Genomic DNA, 14,462 nt, shown 5'->3' with positions numbered 1-14,462 from the left:
CAAATGTATTCACGCCCGCCTACCGTCGCGCGACACGGGGGAGGAGACGCGTGGCTGATCATGCGCTCATAGTGAACGGTTTGCAAAAATCGTTTGGCAAGAACAACGTATTACGCGGCATCGACCTGGCTCTGGATCCGGGGTCCGTGACTGTTCTGATGGGCGCGAACGGCGCTGGAAAATCCACGCTGGTGAAAGTGATATGCGGCCAACACCGCGCCGATGGCGGCACCATGCGCCTTGCTACGAACGCGTTCGACCCCGAGGATGCCGCCGACGCGATCCGGCAGGGGGTCGTGACGGTCCACCAATCCATCGACGACGGCGTAATCCCCGATCTCGATGTGGCGAACAACCTGATGCTGGACCGGTTGGCGGAACACTCGCATGGCCTTTTCGTGCGCGAGCGCCACCTGCGTACCGAGGCAGCCAAGGTGGCCGCCGCGATGGGTATCGAGGTGAACCTGAGGGCCCGGGTGTCTGACCTGTCCGTCGCCGACCGGCAAATGATCGCCATCGCCCGTGCCATGGCCCGCGCGCCCAAGGTTCTGATCCTCGACGAACCGACCTCATCGCTCTCGGCGACCGAAGCGGACCGGCTGTTCGAGCTGATAGACCGCCTGCGCGCTCAGGGCGTGGCGATCCTGTATATCTCGCACCGAATGTCGGATATTCGCCGCATCGCAGACCGCATCGTGGTCATGCGCGACGGCATGATTTCAGGTGTTTTCGAGACTGAACCGCTCGACCTTGAAGCCGCCGTGACGGCGATGCTGGGCCACCGCATGACCGAGGTCGACGCCGAGGTGCGGCAAGGCACACATCCGGTACTGGAAATCAAAAATCTGCAGTTGTTCGAAGGTGCCTCCCCGATCACCTTGACCGCCCATGACGGCGAAGTTGTCGCCCTGGTCGGATTGCTGGGTAGCGGCAAGAGCCGCCTCGCCGAGATCCTCTTTGGCATCGCGAGGCCAATACGGGGGAGCATTCGTATCAAGGGAAAGGACTACAGCCCGCGTTCGGTCAAAGATGCGGTTGCACAGGGTGTGTTCATGTCCCCCAAGGACCGTGGCACCAACGCCGTGATCCCGGCTTTCGAGATCGCCGACAACATGACCTTGCCGTTTCTACAGGGTATGAGTGTCGGGTCGTTCCTGAAATCTCGCCAACAGCGCAGCACCGCGCAAGGCATGGTGGACCGGCTGGGCATCGTGTGCCAATCCGTCAGGGACGGCATCGGCACATTGTCGGGCGGCAACCAGCAGAAAGTGATGATCGCCCGCTGGTTGCTGGAGCCCGCGCAGGTCCTATTGCTCGACGAGCCCTTCCAAGGCGTGGATATCGGCGCGCGCCGCGACATCGGTCACCATATTCGCGCCACCACCCAAGGACGCGCCACCCTCGTGTTTCTAGCGGAAATCGACGAGGCACTCGAGATCGCCGACCGGATCGTAGTGATGAGCGAAGGCGCAATCGTCGGCGAACACACGAACCGGAACATCGACCTCGCCGCGCTTGTCGCGGATATCTCGGGGGCCACATCGACCGTGACAGGCACATCTCCATGAACGACCGACTTCTCGACATCGCCATTCGCTATGGCTTCCTGATGCTCCTGTTCGGGTTGATCGTGTATTTCAGTCTCGCCGCGCCGGGCTTCCTCGGGCCTTTGTCGGCGGCCTTCGTGCTGCAATCCGTGGCGATCACCGGTATTCTTGCCCTTGGGGTGACCTGCACCCTGGTGGTCGGCGGATTTGACTTGTCAATCGGCGCGGTGGCGACATCGGCGCTGATGCTGTCGGCCTATTCCATGGTGATCCTCGAACACCCGGCAATCGTCGCGGTTCTGTTATGCCTCGCGATGGGGGCCCTGGTCGGGTTCATCAACGGATTGCTGATCGTGAAATTCCGGGTGCCCGATCTGCTGGCGACGCTGGGCATGATGTTCCTGCTGATCGGTCTGCAACGCATTCCGACCCAGGGTAATTCCATCGCTACGGGGATGACCCTGTCCGATGGCACCGTGGCCGAGGGCACCTTTTCGGCGGCCTTCCTCTGGCTGGGGCGTCACCGGTTCGATGTGGTTATCGAGCGCCTGCTGCCGATGCCGGTGGTGATCTTTGTGGGGATCGCCGTTTTGATCTGGCTGTTTCTGGGCTTCACCCGGCATGGACGATTGATGTACGCCATCGGGTCCAATGAACGCGCCGCTGGTCTCGTCGGCACCCCGGTCAACCGCTACAAGATCGCGGCCTACATGATCTCGGGCGTGACCGCGTCCATCGGGGGTATCCTGCTGGCTGCCCGTCTGGGACGGGGCGACATTGCCAGCGGCAACAACCTGCTGCTCGATTCCGTGGCGGCGGCCCTGATCGGCTTTGCGGTGCTGGGCGCAGCCCGACCCAACGCTTTCGGCACCGCCATGGGCGCGCTTTTCGTGGGCATCCTGCTTCAGGGCATGACCATGATGAATGCGCCCTATTATACCCAGGATTTCGTCAAGGGCACGGTCCTGGTTGCCGCCCTTGTCTTCACTTTCTACCTGTCCTCGCGCCGCAGCGGCCCGGGGCATTGATCATCAGCGATAGGGAGGACTCGATATGCTGAGACGTCACTTCATGGCCTTTGCAAGTGCGGCAAGTCTTGCGCTTGGCGCGGGCGCCACAACCGCGCAGGAGGTACCTGCCCCACTGGATACCCCAAAAGAGGTCACTATCGCGCTTGTGCGCTACCTCTCCACCGGCGACTTCTTCCAGGCCTACCTGTCAGGCGTCGAAACGCAGGCCGCGGCACTTGGTGTGAACCTGCGCGTATTCGACAGTCGCCAGGACGCCGCCTTGCAGGCAGACATGGTCGACCAGGCCATCGCGCTTGGCGTGGACGGGATCATCATCCAGCACGGTCTCACGGAATCCATGCGGGAAGCCGCACAGCGCGCGGTTGATGCGGGGATCAAGGTTGTGGCGTTCGACGTGAATGTCGAGAACGCGGCTATTCCGCAGGTCGAGCAGTCCGATTATCTGCTCGGCAAGTTGGCTCTGGAACAGGCGATCAAGGACAATGGCGACAGCTTTGCCGCTGGCTATGTCTACGTCCCGGGCATCGCGCCGCTCGACCGCCGCCACGCGGCCTGGGAAGAAGTGAAAACTGCCAATCCAGGCATCACCGAAGAAGCGCGGATCGGCACGCTCGACAATCCGATCGCGAATGCCAATGCCAACCAGGCACGCGCGGCCCTTCAGGCGAACCCGAACATCTCGGTCTTCTTCGCCCCCTATAACGAGTTCGCCAAAGGCGTGAAAATCGCCGCGGACGAATTGGGCCTGAGCGGCGAGATGAGCATCTACTCGGCCGATATTTCCACTGCGGACATCGCGCTCATGCGCGAACCGGGCAGCGCCTGGAAGGCCACGGTTGCCACCAACCCAGCGGTTGTCGGGGAAGTCTCCGTGCGCGCGCTTGCCCTCATGCTGGCCGGCGAGGATCCCGGCGCGTCTGTGATCGTGCCGCCGACTCTCATCACGCAGGCTTTTCTCAACGACAATGACATCCGCAACATGGAAGACCTCGGTGCCAAGATGCCTCAGTTCCAGCACGCGGATGTCGCGATGGCTGATTGGATGCCTCTGCCCGCACGCTGACACAACCCGATCTGCCCCGCGACCAACGGGGCAGGTCGAACAGGTCTCGCCGGTGACGACCACCTGTCGACCGACCCGATCACTGCACCCGCCACAACAGTCCCGGAAGCCCTGGTTCACGGTCGCGCGCCAAGGACTTGGTCAGCTTGACGGGACTATTTTCCGCACCCAGTCTGAGCCCCTGACAAAAAGGGCTGGTGAAGGCCGTGCCAAAAGCGCGCTGGATGCAGATCGCCGAAAGACATGCAGGACTTGGCGCTGTCATGAGGCGGGCGTCCTCAATATGGTGGCGTCCGAAGGCCGGTCATAACGGTCCTGGCCTACGCCACCTGCTGGCCGCAATAGCAGCGCTTCTGTTCATCGGCACGTCGCAAGCCATGGCTCAGGAGGAAGACCTTCCTGAACAGGTCCGGTTCCTCGTACTCTACTCCAGTTCCAGCACGCTCTACGCCAACATCGCAATTCAGGAAGGCATCTCTTCGGCGCTCACCCAGGCGGATGCGCGGTCGCGGTTCGAGGTTTACGGCGAGCACCGCGACCTGCAGAGGTTTCCTGGTGCCGAGGAGGATCGGCATTTCATCCACAAGGTGACCCGCAAGTACAGCGACGACACGCTCGACGCGGTCCTGACCGTGGGCCCCAAGGCACTGTCCCTCGCGATAACGCATCAGGACCGTTTTGCACCGGGACTTCCCATCGTTTTCGGCGGCGTGGACAGCGAAGATCTTCGCGGGTTCGATCTGCCGCCCAATGCCTATGGCGTCTTCGGCTCCTTCGATCTTGTCGGCACGCTGGAGCTGGCGCGGGCGCTCCAGCCTGATGCGACACGCGTCGCCATTTTCACCGGAAGCGCGGCCTTCGATCAAAGTTGGAAGGCCTCCGCTGAGCAACAACTCGCAGGTCTCGCGGAGCTTGACGTCACCCACCTGTCGGACTTGACGCTGGAGGAGTTTCGCGACGCCGCGGCGGCCCTCGACCGGGACACCATCGCGATCGTACTCACCATCTTCCGGGATGCAGCGGGGCGGCTGTTCACACCGGTTGAAGCCGCCGTTACGCTCGCCGAGGTTTCGGGTACGCCAGTTTACGGGGTCTATGACACCTATGTCGGATGCGGTCTCGTGGGCGGGCATTTCTCGACGTTTCAGTCGCTCGGCACGGCGCTGACCGAAACGGCGCTTCAGCTCGTCGATGATCCTACGAATGTGTCGCAGACTATCGAGGTGCCCGCTTCATCCGTGCTCGACTAGCGACAGATGCAGCGGTTCGATCTTGATCAAGACCGCCTCCTGCCCGGCGCTGAGATTCTATTTTACGACCCCGGCGTCTGGGAGGAATACTGGGCGGCAATCCTCCTGGCCTTCCCGATCATCCTCTTGCAGTCGAGCACAATCATCGGCCTCGGCGTTCTGGAAAAGCGCCGTCGCCGTGCCGCGGCCGAGCTTGCCCAGCAGCGGGCGGAGGTCGCCCGGCTTTCGCGCGTGTCCCAACTGGGCGAGTTGTCCGGCGCGATCGCGCATGAGCTGAAGCAGCCCCTGACCTCGATCCTGATGAATGCGGAATCCGGCAGGGCCCTGTTACGACAAAGCCCGCCGGATCTGCGTGAGATTGCCGAAATCCTGGAAGACATTGCCAACGATGATCGGCGCGCGGCGGGTGTTATCGACAACCTGCGCAAACTCCTTGGCGAGGGGGCCCCTGACGTCCAACCTGTCGAACTCAACGACGTGGTGCGCGCGACCCTGCGCCTGATCCGGAGCGAGCTGATCGCGCGGAGTGTCAGGACAGATTTGAAACTCTGCGAGGCTGCCCTAATTGCGACAGGAAATGCGGAGCAACTTCAACAGGTTCTCTTGAACCTGATTTTCAACGCTACAGATGGCATGGCGGATCAACCGAGAAAGACACGGCGGATAAGCATCGAGACGACACTGCGTACCGACGGCATGCGCGAGGTGTCCGTCACCGATACTGGCCCGGGCCTGCCCGAGGCCGTGCGGGACGCCGCTTTCCAACCTTTCGTGACGACCAAGGCGCATGGAATGGGCCTCGGGCTGTCGATCAGCCGGACGATTGCAGAGGCTCATGGCGGTCAACTCCACGTCGACGGCGCGGCATCGAAAACCCGCGCCATACTGGCACTTCCAGCGCCATGAGTGCCCCGGAATCCCAGGAATGCCTTGTCCACATCGTCGAGGACGACGCCGCGATCCGGCGTGCGCTGCGACGAATGATCATGCGGCACGGGTACGAGGCCATTGAGCATGCCAGTGGCGAGGCGTTCATGGATGGCTTCGACCCCGACAGGATCGGATGCGTCATCGTCGATATGTAACTGCCCGGGATCAACGGCATTGCCTTTCAGGACCGGATCGCCGCGACATCCAAGAGCTGTCCCGTGGTCTTTCTGACCGGGCGCGGCGACATCGCGATGGGCGTGCGCGCGATGGAGTCCGGAGCTTTCGATTTTCTGACCAAGCCCGTCGAATCCGAACGGCTTCTGACACGGTCCGCAACGCAATCGACCATGCATGCGACGCGCAATCCGCGCTGTCGGTAGAAGCGCGCTTCGAACGGCGTCTGCGAAGACTTACACCGCGCGAACGCCAGGTCCATGATGCGTTGGTGGCCGGAGAGCCCAACAAGAACATCGCAATGGACCTGGGACTTGCGGAGAAAACCGTGAAGGTCCAAAGGGCGCGGGTCATGCAGAAGATGGGGATGCGTAACCTCGCGGACTTGGTGCGTGCCGCCGTCACCCGCCGGATCGGCGCACCGTGATGTAGGCCCATTGGGCATCTATCGGGCAACGGCCGCGCATGCGTAGGTTTGGCCCATGTGTAGCGATGCTGGACTTGTCGCGATTGTCGACGATGATGACGCCGTGAGCCGGGCATTGACGCTGGGAACCCGGTCTCTGGGCTACGATGCGCGGACCTTTGCCTCTGGCGAAGCCCTTCTCGGGGCCGCTTTCGAGGTCCCGCCGGTCTTGTTGCTTCTCGATCTGCATCTTCCCGGGGTTCGCAGCCCGGACCTGATCGCACAACTCAGAGCACGCGGCTTCACCCCGAGAATCGTTGTCATGAAGGGGCGCGATAGCGAAGGTGCAAAAGGCAGTTGCCTGGCTGCGGGCGCAGACGCGTACATCAGAAAACCCCTGTCCCGCGCGGACCTCTCCGGGTTCCTCCCGAAAGTCTGAGGCGCATCCACCACCCGATAGGTACATGGTCCAACTATGCGCCATCGTCGCCGTTCCGCATCCTGTGGGCAGTTCTGTGGTCGCCCGGCGCTGGCTCGCTTCACCCATCGCGGTACAGCCCCGGCCCCATGTCCGGCGCGTGTCCAGATCGGACTGTCAGCAGACAACAGGAAGGAGAACCTAAACATGACACAAGCAAGACTGGTGGTCGCGGCTTTGTCGGGCGCGATCGCATTGACGGTCACGGCGCCCGGCTTCGCCCCACGCGCAATCGCTCAGGATGCTGAGCCGCCCGCGCATTTCCACGAGAAGGGAAAGATGCCCTCGCAATTCACCATCGACATCCTGAACGAAGCACGCGAAGCGCTGCCGTTCGATGACACTCAGGATTTCGACGAGCTCGCCCGTGACCTGATCGCCGCGCCCGAAACGCTCCAGATTGAGGCGGAGGCCGGCGGGTTCGCCTGGGACCTGGAGCGATTCAATTTCCTCAAGGAAGGTGAGAACTTCGATTGTATCCATCCCTCTCTCGAGCGCCAGGCCCGTCTGACCACGCAATTCGGCCTCTACGAGGTGATGGAAGGCATCTACCAAGTGCGCGGCTACGACCTTTCAAACCCGACCTTGATCCAGAGCGACAGCGGCTGGATCGCCTATGACGTGCTGTTGTCCAAGGAAACCGCCGAGGCGGCAATGGAACTGGTCAACCAGGAGCTTGGCAAACGTCCGATTGTGGCCGTGATCTATTCGCACTCCCATGCGGACCACTTCGGGGGCGTGCGTGCCCTCGTGGATGATGCGGCGATCGAGGCTGGCGAGGTCGAAATCATCGCGCCTGAAGGCTTTATCGAGCACGCGGTGTCCGAAAACGTCTATGCCGGCAACGCCATGACGCGGCGGATGTTCTATCAGTACGCCTCGCTCTTGCCGGCCAGCCCCTATGGCTATGTCACCCAAGGCCTCGGCCAGGCTGCCTCCAGCGGCGCCACGGGCCTGATCGCGCCGACGATGGAGATTTCGGAGCCCCTCGAAGAGCACACGATCGATGGTGTGCACATGGTTTTCCAACTGACCCCGGGCACCGAAGCCCCGTCCGAGATGAACACCTACCTGCCCGACGTGAAGGCGCTTTGGATGGCGGAGAACGTCACTGGAACGATGCACAACATCTACACCCTACGGGGGGCCCAAGTGCGCGATGCCTTGGGATAGTCCAAGTTCATCAACGAAGCGCTGCAGATGTTCGGCACCGAGGCCGAGGTCATGTTCGCCTCGCACCACTGGCCACGATTCGGCAACGAACGCATCCAAGAGGTGCTGCGCGCACAGCGAGACCTGTACGCGAACCTGAACAGCCAGGTGCTGCACTTCGCCAATCAGGGCGTCACGATCAACGAGATCCACAACGTCTACGAACCGCCCGAGAGCATCGCGAACAACTGGTTCAACCGTGGCTACCATGGCTCGGTCGAGCACAAAGTACGCGCGGTGATCAACCGCTACCTCGGCTACTGGGATGCCAACCCGGCCACGCTAATCCCGCTGTCACCGGCGGATTCCGCTCCGCTTTATGTGGAGATGATGGGCGGTGCGGACGCGATCCTCGCCAAGGGGCAGGAGCCGTTCGACACCGGGCAGTATTTCCACGCCGTCGAGATCCTGAACAAGCTTGTCTATGCCGAGCCGGACAACACGGCTGCCAAGGACCTACTGGCCGACAATTTCGAGCAGATCGGCTACCAGCAGGAAAACCCCGGCCTGCGCAGCAGCTTCCTCGCCGGCGCCTATGAGCTGCGCTCCCCGCTGCCCACGGGCACTGCGACCGAAACCGCAACGCCGGACGTGATCCAGGCGATGCCCACGGGGCTGTTCCTGGACTACATCGCGATCAAGATGGACAGCCGGAAAGCGGGCGATACCGAGTTCACGATCAACATCGTGCATCCCGACATCGAGGAGAAATACATCCTCGAACTGAGCAACGCCACTCTGACAAATATCGAAGGCTACCAGGCCGAGACCCCCGACCTGACCCTCACGATCGACCGCGCGCAGCTAGTTCCGGTCATGATCGGCGAGGCGACCATCGACGCACAGATCGACGCCGGGAATGCTCAGGCCGAGGGCGATCGGTCAGTGTTGACGCAGCTGGCTTCGCTGCTGACCGACTTCGAGATGACCTTCGAGGTCATGCCGGGCACCGAAGGCGCTGCGGCCGTTCCGGGGCGCTATGACCCTGAGGCAGGCCCCAGCGGGGTCGAGGGCAACCCCTTCCAGGTCAAAACGGTCAATGCCGGGGAACTGCCCAACTGAGAACTGCCGCCGCGCCCAGCGCGCGGCGCCCAACCGAAGGGGGGCCGTGGCCCAGCCCCACGGCCCTCCACACGCGAGGTACAATGCCTGCACAAAAATCCTGCCGACTGCTTCATTCCGGATGAAGCCCTAGGGAGAAGACCGAGCAGTCAGGCGCGCAAACTGGAGGACCCGCTCAGCCATGAAGCATACCAGAGCTCTGTCACTGACAATCATCACCGCGACAATGGCCTCGGCGGCATTTGCGCAGGGGGAGGCCGATGCCGCGGCACAGGCGAACAACCCGCTCGCCGACACCACGTCGCTCAACCTGCAGAACCAGTATTTCGGCAACCTGTCGAGCATCGACCGGGACGCAAACGCCGTTCTGCTGCGCGGGGCCAAACCGTTTCGGCTGGGCGCTGCAAACATCATGGCCCGCGCGACTCTGCCCATCAATACCGTGCCCCGCGCTGGGGGTGGGGACCGCTCCGGCCTTGGCGATCTGAACGTCTTTGCGGCCTTTCTGTTCGACACCGGCAACCCCGCGATCAGTTTTGGGATCGGTCCGCAGCTCACCGCGCCGACTGCGACAGATGACGCGCTGGGATTGGGCAAATGGTCGGCGGGATTTGCAAACGTGCTGTTCAACGCATCCAGCCCGACCGTGCAATACGGCTAATTGTTGACTTGGCAGGCCAGTTTCGCAGGCGAAGACACCCGCGACGACGTCAACGCGGCCGCCTTTCAGCCATTCGTATTCTATCAACTCGGTGGCGGCACCTACCTGCGATCAACCGGCGTGATGACCTACGACTTCAAGACCGATGATTATGCCATCCCCATCGGCCTCGGGATCGGCCAGGTGTTCCAGCGCGAAAACGGGGTTCTGAACCTGTTCGTCGAACCGCAGTATACCGTGGCCTCCGACGGCGATGGCCAACCGGATTGGGGGATCTTCGCGGGTGTGAACTTTCAGTTTTGAGGACACCGGCGAAGCCGTCATTGTGCGCCTGCATGAGTTCAAGCGGAGTTTTCACCAGAATGGAGGTCTTCAAACGCCACCATGTGACTTGAGTTACCGGGTGACCATTTCCAGAAACTCGACGAGCGCCTGACGATCCGCAGCACTCGGCACGCGCTGTTCGGGCATACGGCTTCCTGGTGTATAGGCATCCGGGCCATACTCGAAGAGCTCGGATATCGTTTGGGCGGTCCATACGATATCAAGGTCTTTGAGAGCCTCAGAATACTGATACCCCTCGGCGGTCGCGATCCGGCGTCCAAAGATGCCATGGAGTGTCGGCCCGGCCCGCGCCCCGTCATCGGGCGTGAGGGTATGGCAAACGGCGCAGGCCCGAAAGACTTCTGCACCGCGCGGATTGGTTAGGGTCGGATCGGGGGGGCCACTGCCCTCCCCCAGGGCGATTCCGTCCAACGACCAGCGCCGGATCAGGCCATCGTTGCCACCCGTCAAAAGCACGCCATCCGAAATGGCCAGTGCCCAGATTGGCCCTTGACCGGTCTCAATGGCCACCTGCACGTCGAGCGTATCCGGATCGACCAGCCATACGTCCCCCGTCATGGCCCCAACGGCCACAAGCCCTTCGGAGGCGGCAACGGACAACAGCCCCCGACTGGAGATGGTCGCCTCATCAAGTTCTGTAATTGCAGTGACTTTCCGCAGAATGCCATCGGGAGACGCGACGAATAGGGCTGCGCCATCGGTCGCGAGCGCTGAAGCGGCTGCAGGCAGGCTGATCTGGCCGGCATCTGTCCCGTCCGGGTTCCACAACCGCAGCCTCAGATCCGCGCCCACGCTGGCCAAGCCACCGCGGTACCCGATGAGGCCGGTGATTTGTCCCTCATGCGCCTCGATGTAGCTGGGACTTCCAGTGCCGGACCAAAGGGCGATCCGCCCATCCCATCCAGCCGATGCAAGACCGTCGCCTAGGGCGACCATCGCGCCGACGGGCAGCGGGTGCCAGATCTCGGATTGCAGGGGCTCCGGGCTATCCCCCCAGATAACGACACGGCCATCCTGTCCCCCGGAGGCAAAGCGACCGCCTTCAAGCGGGACAACAGCCGTGACCGCCCCTTCGTGGTGACGGGTGACCTGCATGGCTGTGAAACCATCCCAGACAATGGCCCGGGTATCGAAGGATCCGGAATAGATGCGACCTGCCTCGTCCGTCGCCAGGGCGCGCACAGGTCCACCATGACCGCGTAGATCTTGCGCCAAGACAGGGGCAGAGGCCAGCGCGACCGCACAGAGGGTCGAGGCGACCCTCATCTTGCCCCCCTGCCCCACGGCAGATCAGTTGCTGATCAAGTTTTGTTCACCGGGCGATACGCGCGCGCCCTCTGTCGTGAAGGCCGAGGTGCTGTCGGTCTGAAAGGTGCCGTTAAGGACATTCGCCGCAATGAAGGCAATGCCGAGAACGACGCCACAGGCGAGAAGGAAAGCTTTCATCAGTCAGGCTCCTTGTAGTTTTCTTGGTGATTGGGATTTCGAGGATGAGGCTACCAGATTGGCCCAAAGGGCTCCTGCCATCTCGACGTAAAGCTTGCCCAGAGGGCCCTCCGGATCGCGGGCCACGATGGGCTGACCGCTGTCGGATGCGGCCCTCAAGTCCATTGTGAGCGGCACTGCCCCCAAGAACGGCACATTCAAACGCTTGGCTTCAGCTTCCGCTCCCCCGGTACCGAAAAGTGCGTGCTGTTTGCCGCAGTCGGTGCAAGTGAAATGCGCCATATTCTCGATCAAGCCAAGGATCGGCACATCCACCTTGTCGAACATCGCTATGCCACGACGCGCATCGATCAGGGCCAGGTCTTGTGGGGTCGAGACGATCACGGCACCCGCAAGCTTCGTGCCTTGGGCGATCGCGAGTTGCGCATCGCCGGTGCCAGGGGGCATGTCGACGATCAGAACATCCAAGGCACCCCAGTCAACCTCCGCCAGCATTTGCGTGATCGCCGACATCACCATGGGACCGCGCCAGACCATCGCCGTCTCGGCATCGACCATCATACCCATGGACATGGCCGATATTCCGTTGGACTGCATCGGCAGAAGCCTGCGATCCTTGCCCATGCGAGGTTGCCCATGAAGAGCAAGCAGCGTCGGGATGGAGGGGCCGTGGATGTCCGCGTCCAGAATGCCCACCTTCAAACCGTTTGCACGCAGACCCAAGGCAAGGTTTACGGCAGTGGTCGATTTGCCAACCCCACCCTTGCCAGAGGCAACGGCCACCACATGCGCGACCTCGGCCAACACCGCGGGCTTCGCGGCATTTGGTTGTTTGAGGACCGGTGGAGCGGCGGCTGCATCATTGGTCAGGGTAACAAAGGCCGTCTCAGCCCCTGGTATAGCGCGCAAGGCCGCCTCGGCCCTGGATCTTGTCTCGCCGAGAGACGCGGCGCCCGCGGCCGTTGTCATTATCGATACGCTGATACGACCACCGGACAGAACCGGCCCCGACACCTGCGGAGCGCCAAGAAAGGGCGTGCCGTCAGGCATCGTCAGCCCTGTCAGCGCCTCACGGGCAGCATGCAGGATCGGGTCATATGCCATCGGTCTTCAAACTTTCGGTAGCGCCAGTCTTTGCCTTCGCACGGGCAGGGAGACATGAACGGATCGCCCGGCGCAGAAATGTACCGCGCCGGGCGAGCCAAGCGTTCATTCCGCTGGATGCGGAGTTTTGGCGGGGCCGCCGTCTTGGGCCGCTTCGCCTTTCTGGACCTCTTCCACCCAAAGGGAGTGGTGTTCTTTCGCCCAGTTCAGATCTACTTCGCCGGTACCCATCGCATCAAACGCGCCTTCCATCCCGATCGAGCCAATGTAGATATGCGCTATGATGATGAAGGACAGGACAGCCGCAACGATCCCATGGATCAGTTGGTAGAACTGCCAATCCGCCTGTGTACCAGCCAAAGCCGGAAACAGCATCATGAAGCCGGTGAAAGACAGGGCAGCGCCGCCCAAAGTGGTCGACCAGAAGATGACCTTTTGACCCGCATTGAACTTTTTCGCAGGGGGATGAACACCTTTCTTGAGAAGACCGCCACCCTTGGCGACCCACTCGGCATCCACCTTGTCCGGGATGTTGTGCGAGATCCAGACCGCGAAAGACATGATCAGACCCAGCATGAAGGCCCATCCCACATAGTTATGCGCGATTTTGCCCCAAACCGAAATCGTGGAGAATGCAGTCTCTCCGAGCCAGGGCAGGACCATCGTGCGCCCAAGCACCAGGTTGAGACCGGTGAGAGCAAGCACGATGAATGAACCCGCCATCAACCAATGCGCAAACCGCTCTACCGCTGTGAAGCGCAGGATACGGACGCCGGACAGCTTGCTATCCACCATGATCTTGCCACGGATGAGATAGAAGCCCGTCAACACGACCAAAGCACCCACAACACCAAGGATCGAAAGGATTCGCACCGTGCTGGTGTGGGTATCAGCCCAGGAGGCGTTACCCGGTTTGATCAGACCGCTGGACAGTCCGTCTGGGATCGAAACACGACCCGCGACCATCTGATCGTCCCGCAGAGCCTCGAACAGGGAGTCCTCCGTGACCGCTTCTGCGGTCGGGTTGATTTGCTGAGCTTGCGCAGGTGCATGGAGGGTGCCGCCCATGATGCCCAGCACCACGAGCACACCGAAAACGGCCACGAAGCGTTGTGAGAGTGTTTTCATATTCATTTTTCTATCCCACTCAGACCGTTACCGTATCGCCATAAGCGCTACGCCAGCCCCATGCCCCGGAACCGTAGCCCCGGGTCACCACGCGTTCCTTGTAGATCTCGGCAATGATGTCCCCGTCGCCGGCAAGCAGCGATTTGGTGGAACACATCTCGGCGCACAGGGGCAGTTTCCCCTCGGCCAGTCGGTTGGAGCCGTACTTGACGTACTCGGCTTCGGTCATGTCCGCCTCCGGGCCGCCTGCACAGTAGGTGCATTTGTCCATCTTGCCGCGCGTACCGAAATTGCCCACCTTGGGATATTGCGGCGCGCCGAAGGGGCACGCGTAGAAGCAGTAGCCACATCCAATGCAGGTGTCCTTGGAGTGCAGCACGACGGCGTCATCGGTGGTGTAGAAGCAATCCACCGGACACACCGCCGCGCAGGGCGCGTCGGTGCAGTGCATGCAGGCCATCGAGACCGATCTCTCGCCCGGCAAGCCATCGTTGATCGTCACGACCCGGCGACGGTTGATGCCCCACGGAACCTCATGCTCGTTCTTGCAGGCCGTCACACAAGCGTTGCATTCGATGCAGCGGTCCGCGTCGCACAGAAATTTCATTCGTGCCATTTCAGTGTC

18 protein-coding genes are annotated in these 14,462 nt (G+C 61.8%); 13 read left to right on the top strand and 5 right to left on the bottom strand.

Translation table 11 applies throughout. The features are described from left to right. Positions 1-50 precede the first annotated feature (50 nt). The 13 genes from PVW48_RS11975 (at position 51) to PVW48_RS11915 (ending at position 10,117) form a co-directional block, all read left to right on the top strand. Positions 51-1,568 carry a sugar ABC transporter ATP-binding protein gene (locus PVW48_RS11975; RefSeq protein ID WP_274581509.1) on the top strand — a complete coding sequence of 506 codons (1,518 nt, stop codon included), beginning with the start codon at positions 51-53 and terminating at the stop codon, positions 1,566-1,568. Continuing rightward, complete coding sequence (locus tag PVW48_RS11970; protein WP_274581508.1) at positions 1,565-2,575, top strand: ABC transporter permease; 1,011 nt, start codon at positions 1,565-1,567, stop codon at positions 2,573-2,575. The genes PVW48_RS11975 and PVW48_RS11970 overlap by 4 nt, the downstream gene beginning before the upstream one ends. Before the next feature lie 25 nt (positions 2,576-2,600). Continuing rightward, entirely contained in the window at positions 2,601-3,641 is a 1,041-nt protein-coding gene (locus PVW48_RS11965) for a substrate-binding domain-containing protein (RefSeq protein ID WP_274581507.1), read from the top strand. 263 nt (positions 3,642-3,904) lie between these two features. Beyond that, complete coding sequence (locus PVW48_RS11960; RefSeq protein WP_274581506.1) at positions 3,905-4,891, top strand: ABC transporter substrate-binding protein; 987 nt, start codon at positions 3,905-3,907, stop codon at positions 4,889-4,891. 6 nt (positions 4,892-4,897) lie between these two features. Beyond that, entirely contained in the window at positions 4,898-5,797 is a 900-nt protein-coding gene (locus PVW48_RS11955; protein WP_274581505.1) for a sensor histidine kinase, read from the top strand. Then, entirely contained in the window at positions 5,794-5,976 is a 183-nt protein-coding gene (locus tag PVW48_RS11950) for a response regulator (protein WP_012177192.1), read from the top strand. The genes PVW48_RS11955 and PVW48_RS11950 overlap by 4 nt, the downstream gene beginning before the upstream one ends. Beyond that, on the top strand, positions 5,977-6,201 hold the full coding sequence (locus tag PVW48_RS11945) for a response regulator transcription factor (protein WP_338020474.1): 225 nt from the start codon (positions 5,977-5,979) through the stop codon (positions 6,199-6,201). Next, a complete protein-coding gene (locus PVW48_RS11940) occupies positions 6,129-6,422 on the top strand; it encodes a response regulator transcription factor (RefSeq protein ID WP_274581578.1) in 294 nt (97 codons plus the stop codon). Before PVW48_RS11945 ends, PVW48_RS11940 begins: the two co-directional genes overlap by 73 nt. Before the next feature lie 55 nt (positions 6,423-6,477). Then, positions 6,478-6,840 carry a response regulator gene (locus PVW48_RS11935; RefSeq protein ID WP_274581504.1) on the top strand — a complete coding sequence of 121 codons (363 nt, stop codon included), beginning with the start codon at positions 6,478-6,480 and terminating at the stop codon, positions 6,838-6,840. A 186-nt stretch (positions 6,841-7,026) separates the two neighbouring features. After that, positions 7,027-8,052 carry an MBL fold metallo-hydrolase gene (locus PVW48_RS11930; protein ID WP_274581503.1) on the top strand — a complete coding sequence of 342 codons (1,026 nt, stop codon included), beginning with the start codon at positions 7,027-7,029 and terminating at the stop codon, positions 8,050-8,052. Between the two features lie 27 nt (positions 8,053-8,079). Further along, positions 8,080-9,153: an alkyl sulfatase dimerization domain-containing protein gene (locus PVW48_RS11925; protein ID WP_274581502.1), complete on the top strand. Its 1,074-nt coding sequence runs from the start codon at positions 8,080-8,082 to the stop codon at positions 9,151-9,153. Between the two features lie 181 nt (positions 9,154-9,334). Continuing rightward, positions 9,335-9,814: a hypothetical protein gene (locus tag PVW48_RS11920; RefSeq protein ID WP_274581501.1), complete on the top strand. Its 480-nt coding sequence runs from the start codon at positions 9,335-9,337 to the stop codon at positions 9,812-9,814. Beyond that, on the top strand, positions 9,815-10,117 hold the full coding sequence (locus PVW48_RS11915; protein ID WP_274581500.1) for a hypothetical protein: 303 nt from the start codon (positions 9,815-9,817) through the stop codon (positions 10,115-10,117). Positions 10,118-10,210: 93 nt separating this feature from the next. Here PVW48_RS11915 and PVW48_RS11910 read toward each other — a convergent pair whose 3' ends face one another. The 5 genes from PVW48_RS11910 to fdh3B all read right to left on the bottom strand — a co-directional run bounded on the left by PVW48_RS11910 (position 10,211) and on the right by fdh3B (position 14,453). Beyond that, positions 10,211-11,425 carry a c-type cytochrome gene (locus PVW48_RS11910; protein WP_338020472.1) on the bottom strand — a complete coding sequence of 405 codons (1,215 nt, stop codon included), beginning with the start codon at positions 11,423-11,425 and terminating at the stop codon, positions 10,211-10,213. Positions 11,426-11,449: 24 nt separating this feature from the next. Beyond that, entirely contained in the window at positions 11,450-11,605 is a 156-nt protein-coding gene (locus PVW48_RS11905; protein WP_157865211.1) for a hypothetical protein, read from the bottom strand. 3 nt (positions 11,606-11,608) lie between these two features. Further along, on the bottom strand, positions 11,609-12,709 hold the full coding sequence (locus PVW48_RS11900; protein ID WP_274581498.1) for an Mrp/NBP35 family ATP-binding protein: 1,101 nt from the start codon (positions 12,707-12,709) through the stop codon (positions 11,609-11,611). A 105-nt stretch (positions 12,710-12,814) separates the two neighbouring features. Next, positions 12,815-13,843, bottom strand: coding sequence for a formate dehydrogenase subunit gamma (locus PVW48_RS11895; RefSeq protein WP_274581497.1), 1,029 nt, complete (start codon positions 13,841-13,843; stop codon positions 12,815-12,817). 13 nt (positions 13,844-13,856) lie between these two features. Then, complete coding sequence (gene fdh3B, locus PVW48_RS11890) at positions 13,857-14,453, bottom strand: formate dehydrogenase FDH3 subunit beta (RefSeq protein ID WP_012177183.1); 597 nt, start codon at positions 14,451-14,453, stop codon at positions 13,857-13,859. Positions 14,454-14,462: the final 9 nt, after the last annotated feature.

Origin of the sequence: Dinoroseobacter sp. PD6, from assembly GCF_028807315.1 — a bacterium.
Lineage (GTDB): Bacteria > Pseudomonadota > Alphaproteobacteria > Rhodobacterales > Rhodobacteraceae > Dinoroseobacter > Dinoroseobacter shibae.
The sequence above is the reverse complement of the archived record's forward strand: the minus strand, read 5'-3'. Positions and strand labels throughout refer to the sequence as shown.

Excerpts from the sequence above, each read along its gene's own strand:
- fdh3B (WP_012177183.1), bottom strand. The coding sequence starts at position 14,453 with ATGGCACGAATGAAATTTCTGTGCGACGCGGACCGCTGCATCGAATGC.
- PVW48_RS11895 (WP_274581497.1), bottom strand. The coding sequence starts at position 13,843 with ATGAATATGAAAACACTCTCACAACGCTTCGTGGCCGTTTTCGGTGTG.
- PVW48_RS11925 (WP_274581502.1), top strand. The coding sequence starts at position 8,080 with ATGTTCGGCACCGAGGCCGAGGTCATGTTCGCCTCGCACCACTGGCCA.
- PVW48_RS11955 (WP_274581505.1), top strand. The coding sequence starts at position 4,898 with ATGCAGCGGTTCGATCTTGATCAAGACCGCCTCCTGCCCGGCGCTGAG.
- PVW48_RS11970 (WP_274581508.1), top strand. The coding sequence starts at position 1,565 with ATGAACGACCGACTTCTCGACATCGCCATTCGCTATGGCTTCCTGATG.
- PVW48_RS11910 (WP_338020472.1), bottom strand. The coding sequence starts at position 11,425 with ATGAGGGTCGCCTCGACCCTCTGTGCGGTCGCGCTGGCCTCTGCCCCT.
- PVW48_RS11930 (WP_274581503.1), top strand. The coding sequence starts at position 7,027 with ATGACACAAGCAAGACTGGTGGTCGCGGCTTTGTCGGGCGCGATCGCA.
- PVW48_RS11920 (WP_274581501.1), top strand. The coding sequence starts at position 9,335 with ATGAAGCATACCAGAGCTCTGTCACTGACAATCATCACCGCGACAATG.
- PVW48_RS11965 (WP_274581507.1), top strand. The coding sequence starts at position 2,601 with ATGCTGAGACGTCACTTCATGGCCTTTGCAAGTGCGGCAAGTCTTGCG.
- PVW48_RS11905 (WP_157865211.1), bottom strand. The coding sequence starts at position 11,605 with ATGAAAGCTTTCCTTCTCGCCTGTGGCGTCGTTCTCGGCATTGCCTTC.
- PVW48_RS11935 (WP_274581504.1), top strand. The coding sequence starts at position 6,478 with ATGTGTAGCGATGCTGGACTTGTCGCGATTGTCGACGATGATGACGCC.
- PVW48_RS11900 (WP_274581498.1), bottom strand. The coding sequence starts at position 12,709 with ATGGCATATGACCCGATCCTGCATGCTGCCCGTGAGGCGCTGACAGGG.
- PVW48_RS11960 (WP_274581506.1), top strand. The coding sequence starts at position 3,905 with ATGAGGCGGGCGTCCTCAATATGGTGGCGTCCGAAGGCCGGTCATAAC.
- PVW48_RS11950 (WP_012177192.1), top strand. The coding sequence starts at position 5,794 with ATGAGTGCCCCGGAATCCCAGGAATGCCTTGTCCACATCGTCGAGGAC.